The 14,962-nt window shown below is 58.5% G+C and carries 12 protein-coding genes; 9 read left to right on the top strand and 3 right to left on the bottom strand.

The features are described from left to right. The first annotated feature begins 14 nt into the window (after nt 1-14). Nucleotides 15-1,382 carry a Gfo/Idh/MocA family oxidoreductase gene (locus VFQ24_18455; GenBank protein HET9180343.1) on the top strand — a complete coding sequence of 456 codons (1,368 nt, stop codon included), beginning with the start codon at nt 15-17 and terminating at the stop codon, nt 1,380-1,382. A gap of 552 nt (nt 1,383-1,934) precedes the next feature. Further along, the gene (locus tag VFQ24_18450) at nt 1,935-2,318 is read left to right on the top strand and encodes a hypothetical protein (protein HET9180342.1); all 384 of its coding nucleotides are present in this window, start codon (nt 1,935-1,937) and stop codon (nt 2,316-2,318) included. A gap of 201 nt (nt 2,319-2,519) precedes the next feature. On the opposite strand, the gene VFQ24_18445 is transcribed toward VFQ24_18450, so the two are convergent. The 3 genes from VFQ24_18445 to VFQ24_18435 all read right to left on the bottom strand — a co-directional run bounded on the left by VFQ24_18445 (nt 2,520) and on the right by VFQ24_18435 (nt 6,065). After that, nucleotides 2,520-3,701 (bottom strand): M24 family metallopeptidase, encoded by a 1,182-nt coding sequence (locus VFQ24_18445; protein ID HET9180341.1) that lies wholly within the window; start codon nt 3,699-3,701, stop codon nt 2,520-2,522. Between the two features lie 112 nt (nt 3,702-3,813). Beyond that, complete coding sequence (locus tag VFQ24_18440) at nt 3,814-5,235, bottom strand: sodium:solute symporter family protein (GenBank protein HET9180340.1); 1,422 nt, start codon at nt 5,233-5,235, stop codon at nt 3,814-3,816. Between the two features lie 137 nt (nt 5,236-5,372). Then, entirely contained in the window at nt 5,373-6,065 is a 693-nt protein-coding gene (locus VFQ24_18435) for a YggS family pyridoxal phosphate-dependent enzyme (protein HET9180339.1), read from the bottom strand. 256 nt (nt 6,066-6,321) lie between these two features. On the opposite strand from VFQ24_18435, the gene tmk reads away from it, so the two are divergent. The 7 genes from tmk (at nt 6,322) to VFQ24_18400 (ending at nt 14,901) form a co-directional block, all read left to right on the top strand. After that, on the top strand, nt 6,322-7,005 hold the full coding sequence (tmk, locus tag VFQ24_18430; protein HET9180338.1) for a dTMP kinase: 684 nt from the start codon (nt 6,322-6,324) through the stop codon (nt 7,003-7,005). Nucleotides 7,006-7,044: 39 nt separating this feature from the next. Continuing rightward, on the top strand, nt 7,045-8,139 hold the full coding sequence (locus VFQ24_18425; protein ID HET9180337.1) for a hypothetical protein: 1,095 nt from the start codon (nt 7,045-7,047) through the stop codon (nt 8,137-8,139). Between the two features lie 293 nt (nt 8,140-8,432). After that, complete coding sequence (locus tag VFQ24_18420) at nt 8,433-8,771, top strand: hypothetical protein (protein ID HET9180336.1); 339 nt, start codon at nt 8,433-8,435, stop codon at nt 8,769-8,771. 225 nt (nt 8,772-8,996) lie between these two features. Continuing rightward, entirely contained in the window at nt 8,997-9,485 is a 489-nt protein-coding gene (locus tag VFQ24_18415) for a hypothetical protein (protein ID HET9180335.1), read from the top strand. 36 nt (nt 9,486-9,521) lie between these two features. Continuing rightward, nucleotides 9,522-10,646 carry an N-acetyl-alpha-D-glucosaminyl L-malate synthase BshA gene (bshA, locus tag VFQ24_18410; protein HET9180334.1) on the top strand — a complete coding sequence of 375 codons (1,125 nt, stop codon included), beginning with the start codon at nt 9,522-9,524 and terminating at the stop codon, nt 10,644-10,646. Between the two features lie 268 nt (nt 10,647-10,914). Then, nucleotides 10,915-14,136, top strand: coding sequence for a carboxypeptidase-like regulatory domain-containing protein (locus tag VFQ24_18405; protein ID HET9180333.1), 3,222 nt, complete (start codon nt 10,915-10,917; stop codon nt 14,134-14,136). A gap of 69 nt (nt 14,137-14,205) precedes the next feature. Further along, on the top strand, nt 14,206-14,901 hold the full coding sequence (locus VFQ24_18400) for a DUF2490 domain-containing protein (GenBank protein ID HET9180332.1): 696 nt from the start codon (nt 14,206-14,208) through the stop codon (nt 14,899-14,901). The last annotated feature ends 61 nt before the right edge of the window (nt 14,902-14,962 follow it).

Genomic DNA, 14,962 nt, shown 5'->3' with positions numbered 1-14,962 from the left:
GAGGAAATTTCAAGATGGACAGCAAAAGGATCTCTCGACGCAATTTCATGGGGCGTGCCGCAGGAGCGGCCGGCGGCATCCTGGCAGGACAGGCCATTCGCCTGGAGGCATCGGCGCCGGAAGCCACACCTGCACGACCCGCTGCTCCCAGTGACACAGTGCGCTTTGGCATCATCGGCGTTGGCATGCGCGGCTCCGGGCTGCTGCGCGACGCGATCTCGCTGCCGGGCGTCGAGTGCGTTGCGGCTTGCGAGCTTTACAGCGGCCGGCAGGAGCTTGCCCGGCAGATTGTCGGCAAGCCCATCGAGGTGACCGGACGCTATCAGGAGTTGCTCGAGAACAAGGATATTGATTGCATCATCGCCCCCGTACCCGACCACTGGCACCAGCGCATCGTGCTCGACTGCTGCCAGGCCGGCAAAGACGTTTACGTCGAGAAGCCCATGACCCACGAAGCGCAACAGGGCTTCCCTATGATCGAGGCGGCAAAAAAGTACAACCGCATTGTGCAGGTGGGCAGCCAGGAACCAAGTTCCGTGATTTACCAGAAGGCCCGCGAACTGCTGCGCAAGGGAGTCATCGGCGACGTCTGCCTGGTAGAATCGTCGCTCGGACGCAACAGCGCGTGCGGGGCCTGGAACTATACCATCCCGCCGGACCTCTCTGCGGAAACCCTTGACTGGGAAACATGGCTGGGGCCGGCGCCCAAGCGGCCGTTCTCGGCGCAGCGGTTTACGCGCTGGCGCAACTGGCAGGATTACGGCGAAGGCGCTTCCGGCGACCTGTTCATCCACTCGCTGACCGGCATTCATTATTCGCTGGACGTGACCGCGCCGCCCAAACGCGCTGCCACGATGGGCGGCCTCTTCCGTTGGAAAGAGGGACGGGATGTCCCCGATGTGATCACCACCGTCTATGAATACCCTAATTTCCGCGCCACGCTTCGGGTGACGCTCAACACCAGCGATGATGAGATCTACCGATTCATGGGCACGCGCGGCATCATGCAAATCCAAGGCATCGAAAATCCCAGCGGGTTCACCATTTGGCCGCAGGACGGCGAGGACCACAGCCCTTGCACACCCGCATGGCCGCAGCCAATGTCGGGTACCTACGCGAAGAAGTGGCATGCTGAGCACGACACGGCTCCTGGCGCTGCGCAGCCGATCGAGGCCACCGGCTACTACGCTCCGCCGGACTACAACGACACGCGCGAGCACCTGTGGAATTTCTTTCAGTCCGTCAAGACGCGGCGGCCCTCGGTGGAAGACGCCGAGTTCGGCAACCATGCCGCCATCGCCTGCCACATGGCCAACTATTCCTACTTCAACAATGCCATCGCCGTGTGGAACGCAGAGGAACGGAAGCTCACTTCGGCGTGATGGGACGGTAGAGGTCCGGGCTGTGAGAAGCGGAGTCTGGCAATTGATCGAGGGCCGGACGAGCTGTGAAAGATTCAAACGAGCAGCCGGCCGAGTCCGCAGGTGTGTATTTTGGCCCAGAGGGCGGGCCATTGCGGTTGGTCTCGCGCTGGTTGTTCAGTAGCCGAAATTGCCCTGCCACATTTTCCTGATCATCTGCACGTTTCGACCTCGAATTTCCCAGCTCCTGCTGGAGCCAACGTCGGGGCGTGCACATCTGCAATCAGCGAACCACAACGGGCCAACTCACAACTCGATATGGGTCCCGGGCTTTTCCCGGCAGCGGAGTGTATCGTCTGTCTATATAGGTGGCCGGTTGTCCAGTAGTCTTGCTAGCAGTCGGTTTCCGTGCGAATAATCGACAGAGAGGCATGAAGAATTTACCGTGAAATGTTTACCTCCTGTCCAGTAACTCGCTTTATATCACCAAATCAATTCTGCAATGTAATGGCAAAGTTGTTGCAGCATTCACGGAGCGCGGCGAAAATCCAAGAATCTAAAAAGGGGGCATGAATGAAATTACGAAACATTCGGTCATGGGTCCTCACCCTGGCCTTGGCCGCAGGGCTGGTTCCGTGCTCACTGGCGCTCGGGGCACAAAACCAAAATGAACGGCAGCAACCGCCCGGCGCTCAACAACAACCGCCCAGCGCTCAACAACAGCCGCCCGAAAGTCAACAGCCAAGCGAGAACCAACCCAAGACCTATACCGGCAAAATCGTGAAGACGAAAACGGGCAAATACGCTTTGTTGACGGATCCACAGGCGGGTAAAGGCTTCTTCCTGGATAATCAACAGGAAGCCCAGAAATATGAGGAGAAGAACGTAAAGATCGTGGCAACACTGGATCCGCACACGATGGTTCTTCACATCATCAATATTCAACTTGCGTCCTGACAACGCGAAGGCGCCCACGGGCGCGCAGCAACCTGCAACTTGATGGGCTTAACCTGAAAATTCCACCCGGTAAGGTTTACACATGGGCGGACTCGCGGCGGTAGATCGAAGCAGTGTTGGCTGCCGCCGCGGGTCTTCCTGCCGTGGATAAGAAAAGGGTCGCCGCACCTGCCGCAATCAGCACCGCGTAAGGGCAGGCGTTTACGTGTGCCTGGCCAAAATCGGCATGACGGCCTGTTGAATTTCACCGGTGACGCGGGCGTCCTGTTCCTCGACATACACATTCACTTCGCTGCGCACGCCAAAGTCATCGAGATAGATTCCGGGCTCGACCGAGAAACAGACGCCGGGCAACACCTGGCGGGAATCGTGGGTCTCGAAGTTGTCCATGTTGGCGCCGTTGCCATGAACGTCTTCCCCAATGGAGTGGCCGGTGCGGTGGACGAACTTATCGGCGTAGCCCGCCCGCCCGATCACACTGCGCGCCGCGTCGTCCACCTGGTAGCCGTAAAGCGCCCTTCCCTGCTGCATGGCAGCTTTCACGAGATTGACCGCCGCATCGCGCGCTTCGCGGACGATCGTGAATATCTCTACGTAACGGCTTGGGACCGTCGCGCCCACAAAACCCGTCCAGGTGACATCGAAATATACCGCCTCGGGCTTTGACTGCTTCGCCCAAACGTCGAGCAGCACAAAATCGCCTTCGCGGATGGGCAGAGCGGATCCCTTACTGGGAGCATAGTGCGGATTGGCGCTGTTGGCATTGACAGCCACGATAGGGGCCTCGTCTGTCTCAAGGCCGCTCGCCGCAAACATGCGCAGCATCTCCTGTTGCACATCAAGTTCGGTTAGGGCCTTTCCAGCACGCACGGACTCGCGGACGGCCGCAAAAGCCCGGTCGATTGCGGCGTGCACGGCCTTGCCGGCTTCGAGGTGCGAGGCCAGGGCGGCCGCGGACCAGCGTGCCTCGAACAACTGCACGAGATCCGCGGAAGAGATCACTTCGACGCCAAAGCTGCGGACAAGTTCGATGGTTCCGGCATCCACCAGACCGACGTAAGGGATATCGTTCAACGGCGAATACTGCATGGCAATGCGCCGTTTGCCGGCGAGCATCTGGCGCAGATGTTCGCGCTGTTCGATCCAGGAGGAATAAAGATGCAGCGCGCCGGGAAGACCGTCGAGATTGCCGCGCTCGATCCGGTGAACAAGGCGGCATGGCTCGCCCGATGACGGGACCAGGCAATACCATCGGCGGGTACACATAGGAGCAGCAATCTTCAGCACACGATAAGCAATAGGGTCCCGATGATGGTGATCGTAAAAAAGCCAGCCGTCGAGGTTGGCCCTGCGAAGTTCGGATTGAATGGCGTCAAGGTCCATGGTGGATTCTCCTTGGGTCCTCCTGATTCCGGCGAGGAGATCTCATCTCTTCTCAAAATATCAGAGGCAGCTCGCGCAAAGGCGCTAAGGCGCAGAGAGGCGCCGCGGCGCTTCACCGGCCTTCCGCGGTCTTGCGGAAGAACGGCTGCCACTGCTCGGGACGCGGCGGAGCAGTGAGCAGGCTGACCCCCACCAGGCTCACGACCGACGCGGAGAGCGCGGGAAAAATCATGGGCACGATTGGATCAAGGTTAAAACTTTTCCAGGCCACCGCTACCACGGTGCCAGCCGCGATCGAACTCAGGCCGCCTGCCGTGGTCGCCCGCTTCCAGAAAAACGCCGCAACCACCACCGGCGTTATGCCGGCGCCGTAAACGTCGTATGCGTAAACGGCCGTGCGCAGGATGGACGGCTGGAAGCTCTGGGCCAGCGCCAGCAGCCCCAGCAGCACCACCACAACGCGCGACATCAGCAACAGGCTGCGGTCGCTGGATTTCTTCATGACGAAACGCTCGAGGACGTCGTGCACCACGCTGGTGGCAGGCGAAAAAAGATAGTTGTTGCCGGTGGAAATCACCTTGGCGAATATCGCCGCGAGGAAGATGCCTCCAATTATGGGCAGCACACCGTATCGGGCCGTGTAGGGAATCAGGCCCCAGGCGGGAAGCTGGCCGGACTCGACCTGGCTGTGAAACATCACCCCGCCCACAATTGCCAGCAGAACAATCACCGTTTCCAGCACAACGGTGCCGATGATCCATCCCACCACGGAAAGGCGCGCGTCTCGCTCGCTGCGGGCGGAAAAGAATTTCTGGTACATCGCCTGGTTGCCGAGCATCAACGTGAAGGTAGGCAGGAAGTAGCCAAGCGCCTCGCCCCAGGTCATAGTGCCCATCGCCGTCAGATGGCTGGAGGGAAGGGCCGCGGTCACCGCAGGCCAACCGCCCGCGTGGCTGATCATGGCAGGCAGCGCAAACAGGCATCCGATGGTCACCAACAGGCCAATCACGAGATCGGTGTAGGCCACCGAAGACATCCCGGCCAGGGCCGTAAACAGGATGACAAATACCGCAAGGATAATGGTCCCCGCGGTTTCGCTCATTCCAAATGCCAACTCCAGAATCCTCCCGCCGCCGCGGAACTGATAGCTCACAATGGCCGTGTAGGAAACGATGATGCAAATCGTGCCCAACACTCGCGCCATAGGGCTGTAGCGAACTTCAAGCAAATCCGGAATCGTGTACTGCGCAAAGGATCGTGCACGGCCGGCGATGAAATAAATCACCAGCAACCCGGCCCAGCCTCCAGCCGGCAGCCACAGTGACGCCAAGCCCTGTTTGTAGGCGAATTCGGCGCCAGCAAAAAGACTTCCCGCGCCGATCCAGGAGCAAAGCAGGGTGAAAATCAGCACCCAGACCGAAAGCTGGCGGTCGGCCACCATGAAGTCGTTGTGGGTCCTCAGCTTGACCGATCGAAGGACGCTGACGACAAGCAGCGCCAGCACGATCAACGCAAGGCTGATGGCATAAATCATCGCCTAATGGCCTTTCAGTTCCGCCAATGCTTCGAAGCGCGCAACGGTAGCGAGGCCGCTGCCCACCCAGAGAAAAAATGCTTGGAAAGAAAAGGATTCAAGGATCTCTCTCGCAAAGGCGCAAAGCACAACGGGGACTATCGCTGCCGCTCGCCAAAGATGGCCGTTCCCACTCGAACGATAGTGGCTCCCTCTTCGATGGCGATTTCAAAATCGTGGCTCATGCCCATGGAGAGTTCCCGCATTTGGACACCCGGCAGTCGCTGGGCGCCAATGCGCTCGGCCAGTTCGCGCAGCCGCCGGAAATAGGGCCGGACAGCCTGCGGATCATCGAAAAACGGCGGCAGGGTCATCAGGCCCCGCAACTCGAGCGACCGCATCATCGCCATCCCCTCGGCCATCCGAACCAGATCATCCTGCTCCACTCCGAACTTGCTGGGTTCCTCTCCCAAATGAACCTCAATAAGGACGGGCATCTTGCGACCGAGCGCCGCAGCTTCGCGGTCGATTTTTTCCGCCAGGTGCAGCGAATCAACGGAATGGATCCAGTCGAACAGCCGGCAGGCGTGTTTCGCCTTGTTGGACTGCAGATGGCCGATCAGGTGCCAAACGGCGTCAATGTCTTCGAGTCTCCGGCGCTTTGCCGACGCCTCCTGCACACCGTTCTCGCCGAATTCGCGCAGACCTGCGCCATGCGCCTGGCGGATGGCCTCTGCCGGCTGGGTTTTGGAAACGGCGATCAACCTTACATCCTTAGCGTCGCGGCCTGACCGCTGGCATGCGCGGTGGATGCCCTCCTGAACGCGTTCGATGTTTTCAGCGATATTCAAAATGAAGGTCCCCAAAGACTGCTTCGCAGCGTTCCGCCAGACAAACCCTTCCGCCTGGCAATGTGTTGTGCAAAACCGTTATTTTACCATCGCCACTACGCCAAGTTTTCGCCTTGTGGTGGAGGAACGTCCGATGTTACTATTGCAATCCGCGTCCTGGCAAATCAGGATCTCATTTCCGCTTCCACGGTCACAAAGAAAGAGTATCCGGGAACACAATTCAGGGCCAGATGTTTCAAGTCGGGGGGAAGAAGGAATGTCCCACGGGATCTTTATCACTTTTGAGGGGATTGACGGGACAGGAAAAAGCACGCAAGCCCGCCGCCTTGCAGCTTACCTCCGCAAACGCGGGATCGCTGCGGTGGCGACTCGCGAACCCGGAGGAACCAAGGTAGGCGAGCAGATCCGCCGCCTGCTGCTGGATCCAAAAATCACCCGCCTGTCATCGCTGACCGAGCTGGCCCTGATGTACGCGGCCCGAGAGCAGCATCTGGAGGAAGTTGTGCGGCCGGCGCTTGCACGGGGTCAGGTGGTGATCAGCGACCGTTACAATGACGCGTCGTTCGCGTACCAGGGTTACGGACGGATGCTCGGCTCGCAAACGGTGCGGGAAATGGACCGGATCATCTGCGGAAGAACCCAACCCGAATTGACCCTGCTGCTGGACCTCGAACCGCAGTTGGCGCTGAAACGCGCGCGCAAGAGGAACAAACACCAGCGGATGAAGAATACTCGTTTTGAAAACCATGGGCTAAAATTCCAGCAGAGGGTCCGCACGGGTTATCTGGCCTTGGCACGGCAGCAGCCGCGAAGAATCAAGCTCGTCCAGGCTGATCGGTCCATCGCCGAAATCGAGGCCGAAATCCGCAAGATTGTGGATCCATTACTGGCGCGGCGCCACGTGCGCGTGAAGTCGAATGGCGGATTGCGCCGAAGGTAGAGTGGCGTGAAAAAGCGCGCCAGGCACCAATAAGAGATCATGAGATTTGATTCTTTCCTGGGGAATACCAGAGCGGTCCAGTCGGTGCGCGACATGCTGCGTCGCGGCCGCGTACCGGGATCGCTCCTGTTCACGGGGCCGGAAGGGACCGGGAAAAAGACACTTGCCCTGATGCTGGCCAAGGCATTGAACTGCGAACGGCGCGGTCCCGAGGGCGACGACTTCTGTGGCGAGTGCAGCCGTTGCCGCAAGGCCGATGAGTTTATTGCCACGAGCACAGAGGACCTGGCGCGGCGGCGCGAAATCAAAGACGCACAGAAACGGACGGAGGGCCTGGTCTACCTTGACGTTCAACTGATCGAGCCGATCACACGGTACATTCTGATCGAGCAGATCCGCCAGCTCCGCGCAACGGCCTATACGCGCCCCTTCAACTTTTCGCAACGGGTCATGATTGTGGACCAGGCGCAAGCCATCCATTGGCAAGCCGCTGACCTGCTGCTGAAAGTGCTGGAAGAGCCGCCGGAAACCACCACCATCGTGCTGATCTGTCCCAACGCCTATGAACTGCGCCCAACCCTCCGGTCGCGCTGTCTGACTCTGCAATTTGCGCCGGTGGAAGAAGCGGTGATCGAGCAAATCCTGCGGGAAGAACGCGGAATTGGGAACAAGGACCTTGCTCTGGCGCTGCGAGTGGCGAACGGAAGCATCGCGGCGGCCAGGAGCCTCGACCTGAAATCCTACGTGGAACAGCGAAGACCGTGGCTGACATTGCTGGACACGGTAGCACGGCCATCCAGCCGTAGCCTGGCGCCGCCGCAGTGGAAAGCCCTGTTTGATGCTACAAAGCAGTTGGCCGATGAGCGGGACCGTGTTGAGGAATCGCTCAGGACGGGATCTATCCTCCTGCGCGATGTCATGCATGTGCTGGTGGGCGCGGAAACCGGCGCGGTGACGAATGTCGATCTGCTGCCGCGACTCGAGAGCTGGGCGAAGGCCCTCGGCCTGACGCGCATCCAAAAACTCGAGGAGGGCATCGAACGCGCCCACAGCCTGCAGAACCGCAACGTGAACCAGCAGCTCACCTACGACGCGCTGACCGCAGAAGTGCTCAGTTCCCCGCCCCTGTCCTGAGGAAAATTGGCGAACTTCAGATGCCGCCCCTTCCGAACCGTTCCATCTGAAACACCGGGCACGTTGTGCCGGCCAGCCACTAAAGAACGCCCGCAGACGCGAAGTTGTGGTGCGGCCCTGGATGTGTTATAAATACTTCAGACGTAAGTCCCATTTCTTCTGGTCAATTTTTCAATTGCGAAGAAACCGGAACGCGAAAATTCTCATCTACTAGTACGGGACTTTACGCAATTCATCCTTTCGCAAGACGCTGAGGGGCTTGCATTATGGAACAGTTCAAGGAGTATCAAGCTGTGAATCGAAAACTAATTCGCCCATCACTCTCCGATGTTCAAGAACAAATGTCCGGGCGGGTGCAGAGAAAGAAGCCGGCGCCACCCGACCAGACCAACGCTGAAAACTTCTATTACCTGAAACAGATGCAGTCCAGGACTCCCATGGTTGTGGTGCTGGACCAGGGGGAAACCGTCCATGGCGTCATCGAATGGTACGACAGGCAGTGCATTAAAGTGCATCGCGCTAACGAACCGAACCTTCTGATTATGAAGAGTTGCATTCGTTACATGTACAAGGAGTCAGACGCCAGCAATAATGGCAATGGTTCCTACGGTGGCGATATTGAAGTGGAATAACACTTGCGTCGGATCGGGTCCTTACTCCGGGGTTGCACCATCTTCCGGTAATAGAAACTTCGCGTAAGCGGGGAATGCCAGCATTGGCTGAATGGCATCGCAGTTTTGCTTCACGGCACTATCGCTGGAAGCGCCTCTGCGTCTGGCGCACGATTGAAAACCGCTTGACACGAGGCTTTGAGCCTTCCTAGCATGTGAGGGGAGGTTGCTGCCTTGGGTAGTTCCATGAGTCATCGCAAAAGTTCGGCTCCAACCCGGGACCTGCCGCGGCACAACTTCGGGGGCGGTAAACTGCACGGAAAAAGCGCCGGCGAATGCGCGCTGGCCGCGCTGCTGGGCGTCTGTTTGTTTCTGGCCTTTCAGACGGCGCCTATTCATGCCCAGGAGCACCGGACCAAAGTCCCCATCGTCAGCAAGCTGACTACCAGCAACCGCCCGGCGGCTTACAGTGGAAAGATCCAGTCGCTTGACATGAAGCAGGGGATAATGAACGTCAATCCCATCGAGGGCCGGGGCAGCGAGATCTTCCCTTTTAAGAAGAATGTTCGCATCCAGAATCTCAACGGTGGCAGGATGGACCTGAGCGCACTGATTCCTGGAACGGCAGTGCTGATTTACTTTGACCAGAAGTCCGGCGAGCGCACGATCAAGAATATTGTTGTTCTGAGTTCCGGAAAAGAGCAGGCAAAAGACAAACCGGCGCCTGCCTCGTAGTAATCGCGCCGGAATCGGCCGACCTCCTGACACTCCATGAAAATTGGAATCACCTGTTACCCAACCTATGGCGGAAGCGGCGTAGTAGGCACGGAACTTGGCCTGGAACTGGCCGCGCGCGGCCACGATATCCACTTTATCAGTTACGCTCTTCCGGTGCGCGTTCTTGAACTCTCTGAAAACATCCATTTCCACGAAGTGGAAGTGTTGAATTATCCGCTATTTGACCATCCGCCGTACACCCTTGCGCTGGCCTCGCAGATGTACAACGTGGCGGTCAACGAGCAGCTCGACATCCTGCACGTCCATTACGCCATTCCTCATTCCGTCAGCGCTTACCTGGCCCGCGCCATGATGGACGAGCGCAGGATTCCTTTTGTCACGACGCTGCACGGCACCGACATCACGCTGGTGGGCTCAAACCGCTCGTATTTGCCCATCACACGTTTTGCCATCGAGGAGAGTGACGCGGTCACCGCCATTTCGGAATATCTCCGCCAGACAACCCTGAAGGAATTCGGCATCACGCGGCCGATTGACGTGATTCCGAACTTCGTCAACTGTGATGTGTTTCATCCGCAGGACAAACATTCTCGCCGGCAGGATTTCGCGTCGCACGGCGAAAAGGTGCTGGCGCACCTTTCCAATTTCCGCCCCGTCAAGCGAGTTATGGACGTCGTGGAGATTTTCGCCCGGGTCCGCAAGAAGATTCCGTCCAAGCTGTTGATGATCGGCGATGGTCCCGACCGCACGTCTGCGGAGTGGCTGGCGCGTGACAAGAAAATTTCAGATGATGTTCTCTTCCTTGGCAAACAGAACCAGGTGCAGGATCTGCTGTCCTGCGCTGACGTGGCTTTGCTGCCCAGTGACCTGGAGTCGTTCGGGCTGGTGGCGCTGGAGGCCATGGCGTGCGCGGTCCCTTGCATCTGCTCCAAGGTGGGCGGACTCCCTGAGGTTGTCCAGGACGGAGTGGAAGGTTTTCTGGTGCCGGCAAGGGATGTGGACACCATGGCTGCCCGTGCTTTGGATATTCTTACCGACCCCGACCTTCAGCACAAAATGGGAGAGGCGGGCAGGCGCCGTGCTCTGTCCGAGTTCTGCGCCTCGAAGATCATCCCGCAATACGAACAGCTTTACCAACGCACTCTGGAAAACAGCTAGCCGCAAGCCTCCTCCACACAACCCGATTTGAAAATTCGGCCACGCCAGTCTGCAAATGACATGCAGAAAGCATCGGATGGGAATCGCAGACCAGCGGCGATTCACGACCCTCTTAAATCACATTAAATCATATAGAGTCATATTATTTATTGCGTATTATTTGACTTATTCAGGCTATTCTTCTTATGATCGCTTTTGTCCCCGTGCGTTGGATTATCCGCATGGAAGGCTTCCCGCCTCTGGTACGGGCATCGAAAATAGGAGAGAAATGATGCGATTTTTGGCGCGATCGGGAGAAATGCCGTTAAGGACAGTTGTTCTGCTGATTTCCATCGCTGCATGCCTGGCGCTGCCGGCGCGGGCGCAGGTTACGGCTGAAGTTCTTGGGACCATTATGGACCCCTCGGGAAGAGCCGTCGCGAATGCACAGGTCAAGGCGCAAGAACAGCAAACCGGCTTCGTCCGTTCAACGGTGACGGATACGGAAGGCCGTTACGATCTCGTTGCGCTGCCAGCCGGACAATATCAGGTGACTGTCCGGAAGGAGGGCTTTCGGACTGCGGTCCACACGGGGATTGTGCTGGCCGCGGCGGAACAGACGGTGATGAATTTTTCTCTCCGGCTGGGCGAATTCCGCCAGCAACTCACCATCCAAGGCCAGGCCCCCCTGGTCAACTTGTCCGCGAACTCGAATGCGGGCATGGTGGGCACCCGAGAGATCAAGGACCTGCCCCTCAACGGCCGCAGTTATGACGAACTGCTCACGCTGAATCCCGGCATTGTGGACTATACGTCCGAAAAGCGCGGTGGCGTTGGAGGTTCGAATTCGGCCGTGGGGAACATGTTCGCGGTGCTCGGCCGCAGGCCCCAGGAAAACCTGTTCCTTCTGAACGGCGTTGAATACACCGGCGCGGCCGAGATCAACATGCAGCCAGCCGCAACCAGCGGACAGTTGCTGGGTGTCGATGCCATCCGGGAGTTCAATGTTGCCACGGGCGTCTATGGCCCCGAATACGGAAAGAGGCCAGGAGCGCAGGTAAGCATCCTTACGGACTCGGGAACCAATCAATGGCACGGAACGGTTTTCGAGTTTTTGAGAAACGGCGATCTGGATGCCCGGAGCTTTTTCGATCACGGATCCAAACCTTCTTTTCAGAGAAACCAGTTCGGCGGAGCGGTCGGCGGCCCCATCCAGAAGAACAAAACCTTCATTTTTGGCAACTACGAAGGCTACCGCCAGCATCTGCGGCTCAGCAGCGTGGGACTTGTCCCGGACGGGGGGGCACGCCAAGGCTACCTGCCCGGGTCAGACGGCACACTGGTTTACGTTGGGGTCGCGCCGGAAGCAGCGCCTTTGCTTTCACTCTGGCCGCAAGCGAATGGTCCCGAACTGGGCGGTGGAATTGCGGAGGCATTCAACCATCCTCTCCAAACCATCCGGGAGGATTTCGGCACGACGAGACTTGACCGCCAGTTTTCCGTCAAGGATTCTCTGAGCGCCATCTACACCATCGATGATAGCGACGATTTTACCCCCAGCGCCAATCCGCTCAGCGTGGACGTTGAGAGCCTGCGGGAGCAGGTCGCAAGCCTGGAAGAGACTCATCTGATTTCGCCCACGGCGTTGAACGTCGCACGTATTGGCTTTTCCCGCGCCGCTTACTTTTTTACGGGAAAGTCAGCCGTCGATCTGCCCGGCTTCATTCAGGGCAGGCCCATTGGGGCAGTCGTCATCGGGGGCGGCGCGTCGCCCAATGCCGCAACCCAGATCAGCCAGGCGGGAAGCAATATCGGAAGCAACTTGTTTATCAACCGGAACCTGTTCACCTACGAAGACCGGTTGGCCGTTCACAAAGGGCCCCACCAGATGACCGCTGGCGCCTGGTTCCAGCAGATCCAGTCGAACGACAGACTGGCGCTTTCCCAGTACGGCCAGGCGTCGTTTTCAAGCTTGCAGGATTTTCTGCAGGGAAACGTTTCGACCTTCGTTGCTGTCCCGTCCCCGACAGCGATGGCCTGGCGGTCGCTGGAAGGCGCGTGGTACGTGCAGGACAACCTGCGGCTCCGGCGGAACCTGACTGTCTCGCTGGGGTTCCGGGACGAATTCACGAACGGCTGGAACGAAGCCAGAGACCGGGCCGCAAACTTCGTTTTCGACTCCCAGGGAGTCATCGAAACCAGCCCCCGCGTCGCAAAGTCCGTCTTCACCGTCAACCGTGCCAGGTTCCTCCCGGAACCGCGCGTCGGGCTTGCCTGGGACCCATTCGGCGACGGGAAAACGGTTGTCCGCGCCGGTTTCGGATTGTACGCCCATCTTCAGGACGCTTTGAGCTATCGGCTGGACCAAAATGCTCCATTCAACACGACCCTCCACATGAAGAATGTATCTCTGGGGTCGTTTCCGCTGGTCCCCGGCGGCCCGCTGCCCGTCGCGGCCCTGGTTGAACCGGCAGGCGCACAGCCCAGCCTGCAAACACCCATGATCGAAGCCTACAGCCTCGCAATTGAACACGCCCTCGCCCGCAACACTGTCGTACGCGCAAGCTACGTGGGGTCGCACGGCTATCATGAGATCGTCAGCCTTGACGCTAACATCCCGGTCCCGGTTACGTGCCCAGCGATTCCCTGCCCGGCAACATTGCCTGCAGGGACCATTTACACGCCGCGGGGCGCTCCACTGGCCAACCCGGAACTGGCGAATACGTGGACGTGGTTTTCCGAGGGCGTCAGTTCGTATAACGCGCTGCAGGCTGAAATCCGCCAGCGGTTTTCTCGCGAGCTTGAATTCCGCGGAGCCTATACGTGGTCAAAGAGCCTCGATAATGGCGACACGCTGAATCCCAGTGCCGCCACAAACGCTCCCGGGCTCGCCATGAATCCCCAAAACCTGGCCATGGACTACGGCCTTTCCACTTTCGACGTTCGACACATTGCGGTGGTCAGCGGCAGTTATCAACTTCCGTTCGGGGAGAGCCGCCGGTTTCTCGGCGGGGAGACGGGGTGGAAGGGGAAGCTGGTAAGCGGCTGGACGCTGGATGCCATCATAACAGCGCGATCTGGCTTTCCTTTCACGCCGCAGATGAGTTTCAATCCCTCGAACAACGGGGACAGTCGGAATTCCGTTCGGCCCTCGTTTAATCCCGCGTTCGCCGGACCTGTGGTCCTGGGGGGGCCGAACCGATACTTTGGTCCCAACGCCTTCATCGTTCCGCCCAACGGAACTTATGGCAATGTCGGACGAGACACATTCATCGGACCAGGCCTCGAAACTTTTGACTCCTCCCTCATGAAGGACACGTCCCTGACGGAAAGCCTGAAAATCGAGCTGCGGGCCGAGTTCTTCAATGTCCTTAACCGGCCGAATTTTAACACCCCCAACCTGATCGTCTTCACCCAGCCGGCGGGCGTTCCGGCAACAACGGCGGGCGTCATCACCAGCACATCCACCAGCGCGAGGCAAATCCAGTTCGGGCTGAAGCTGTTGTGGTAAGATTCATGGTTTCGAAATTGCCGGCTGTTGCGGTCCTCCACATGGGATAGCCGGTAACGTCGAGACCGAATGAAATCACAATTCCCGCAATCGCGGCGTTCTCTGCCCACCGAAGTCATTCTGGTTGCTGCTCTTGGTCTCATTCCGGGAGCAATGTTCTGCCGGGCACAGGACCCGCGACCGCGTCATGACTTCCAGGCGTGGGCTGACCTGTACGGAACCCATCCACTCAATGAAAAAACCGATTTTCAGATAAGCGCCGGAATCCGCTACGGCGATGATCAGGGGCACTTGATCTACCATCGAATCGCTTCGGGCTTCGCTTTCCACTGGCACAAGCTTCTCACAATCGCGCCTTACTACCAGTATTCGGTGAGTGACACGATTTTCAGGCCTCAGCAGTCGGAAAATCGACTGGCCGTGGCCGCCACTGCTGCGGCTTCCTGGAAGCACTGGGAAATCAGCGACCGCAATCTGGGTGAAAGGCGTTTCATAGAAGCCGCGCGGGACTGGCGGTATCGCAACCGGGTGGAGTTGCGGCGGCCTGTTAAGGTGTTGCGCAAGCAGATGAGCGTTTTTGCATGGGATGAAGTTTTTTACAGCTCGACTCTGAACAAGTGGTATCGAAACCGCATTGCTCTGGGCGCGGGTCGAAGGCTGAGCACGAAGCTGTCTATCGACCTGTATTACGTCCACCAGAACGACGGGTATTCACGACCTGGCGATCTGAACTCCCTCGGCATCAGCATCAAGACACGATTTTAGGAAATCGGGCAGGAAGTGGATGGGGCGATAGAGGAGCCATCGGCTCAACTTGCCGCAGAGA

Source organism: Terriglobia bacterium (assembly GCA_035712365.1).
Classification (GTDB): domain Bacteria; phylum Acidobacteriota; class Terriglobia; order UBA7540; family UBA7540; genus SCRD01.
The sequence above is the reverse complement of the archived record's forward strand: the minus strand, read 5'-3'. Positions and strand labels throughout refer to the sequence as shown.

Excerpts from the sequence above, each read along its gene's own strand:
- VFQ24_18455 (HET9180343.1), top strand. The coding sequence starts at position 15 with ATGGACAGCAAAAGGATCTCTCGACGCAATTTCATGGGGCGTGCCGCA.
- VFQ24_18450 (HET9180342.1), top strand. The coding sequence starts at position 1,935 with ATGAAATTACGAAACATTCGGTCATGGGTCCTCACCCTGGCCTTGGCC.
- VFQ24_18445 (HET9180341.1), bottom strand. The coding sequence starts at position 3,701 with ATGGACCTTGACGCCATTCAATCCGAACTTCGCAGGGCCAACCTCGAC.
- VFQ24_18440 (HET9180340.1), bottom strand. The coding sequence starts at position 5,235 with ATGATTTATGCCATCAGCCTTGCGTTGATCGTGCTGGCGCTGCTTGTC.
- tmk (HET9180338.1), top strand. The coding sequence starts at position 6,322 with ATGTCCCACGGGATCTTTATCACTTTTGAGGGGATTGACGGGACAGGA.
- VFQ24_18425 (HET9180337.1), top strand. The coding sequence starts at position 7,045 with ATGAGATTTGATTCTTTCCTGGGGAATACCAGAGCGGTCCAGTCGGTG.
- VFQ24_18415 (HET9180335.1), top strand. The coding sequence starts at position 8,997 with ATGAGTCATCGCAAAAGTTCGGCTCCAACCCGGGACCTGCCGCGGCAC.
- bshA (HET9180334.1), top strand. The coding sequence starts at position 9,522 with ATGAAAATTGGAATCACCTGTTACCCAACCTATGGCGGAAGCGGCGTA.
- VFQ24_18405 (HET9180333.1), top strand. The coding sequence starts at position 10,915 with ATGATGCGATTTTTGGCGCGATCGGGAGAAATGCCGTTAAGGACAGTT.
- VFQ24_18400 (HET9180332.1), top strand. The coding sequence starts at position 14,206 with ATGAAATCACAATTCCCGCAATCGCGGCGTTCTCTGCCCACCGAAGTC.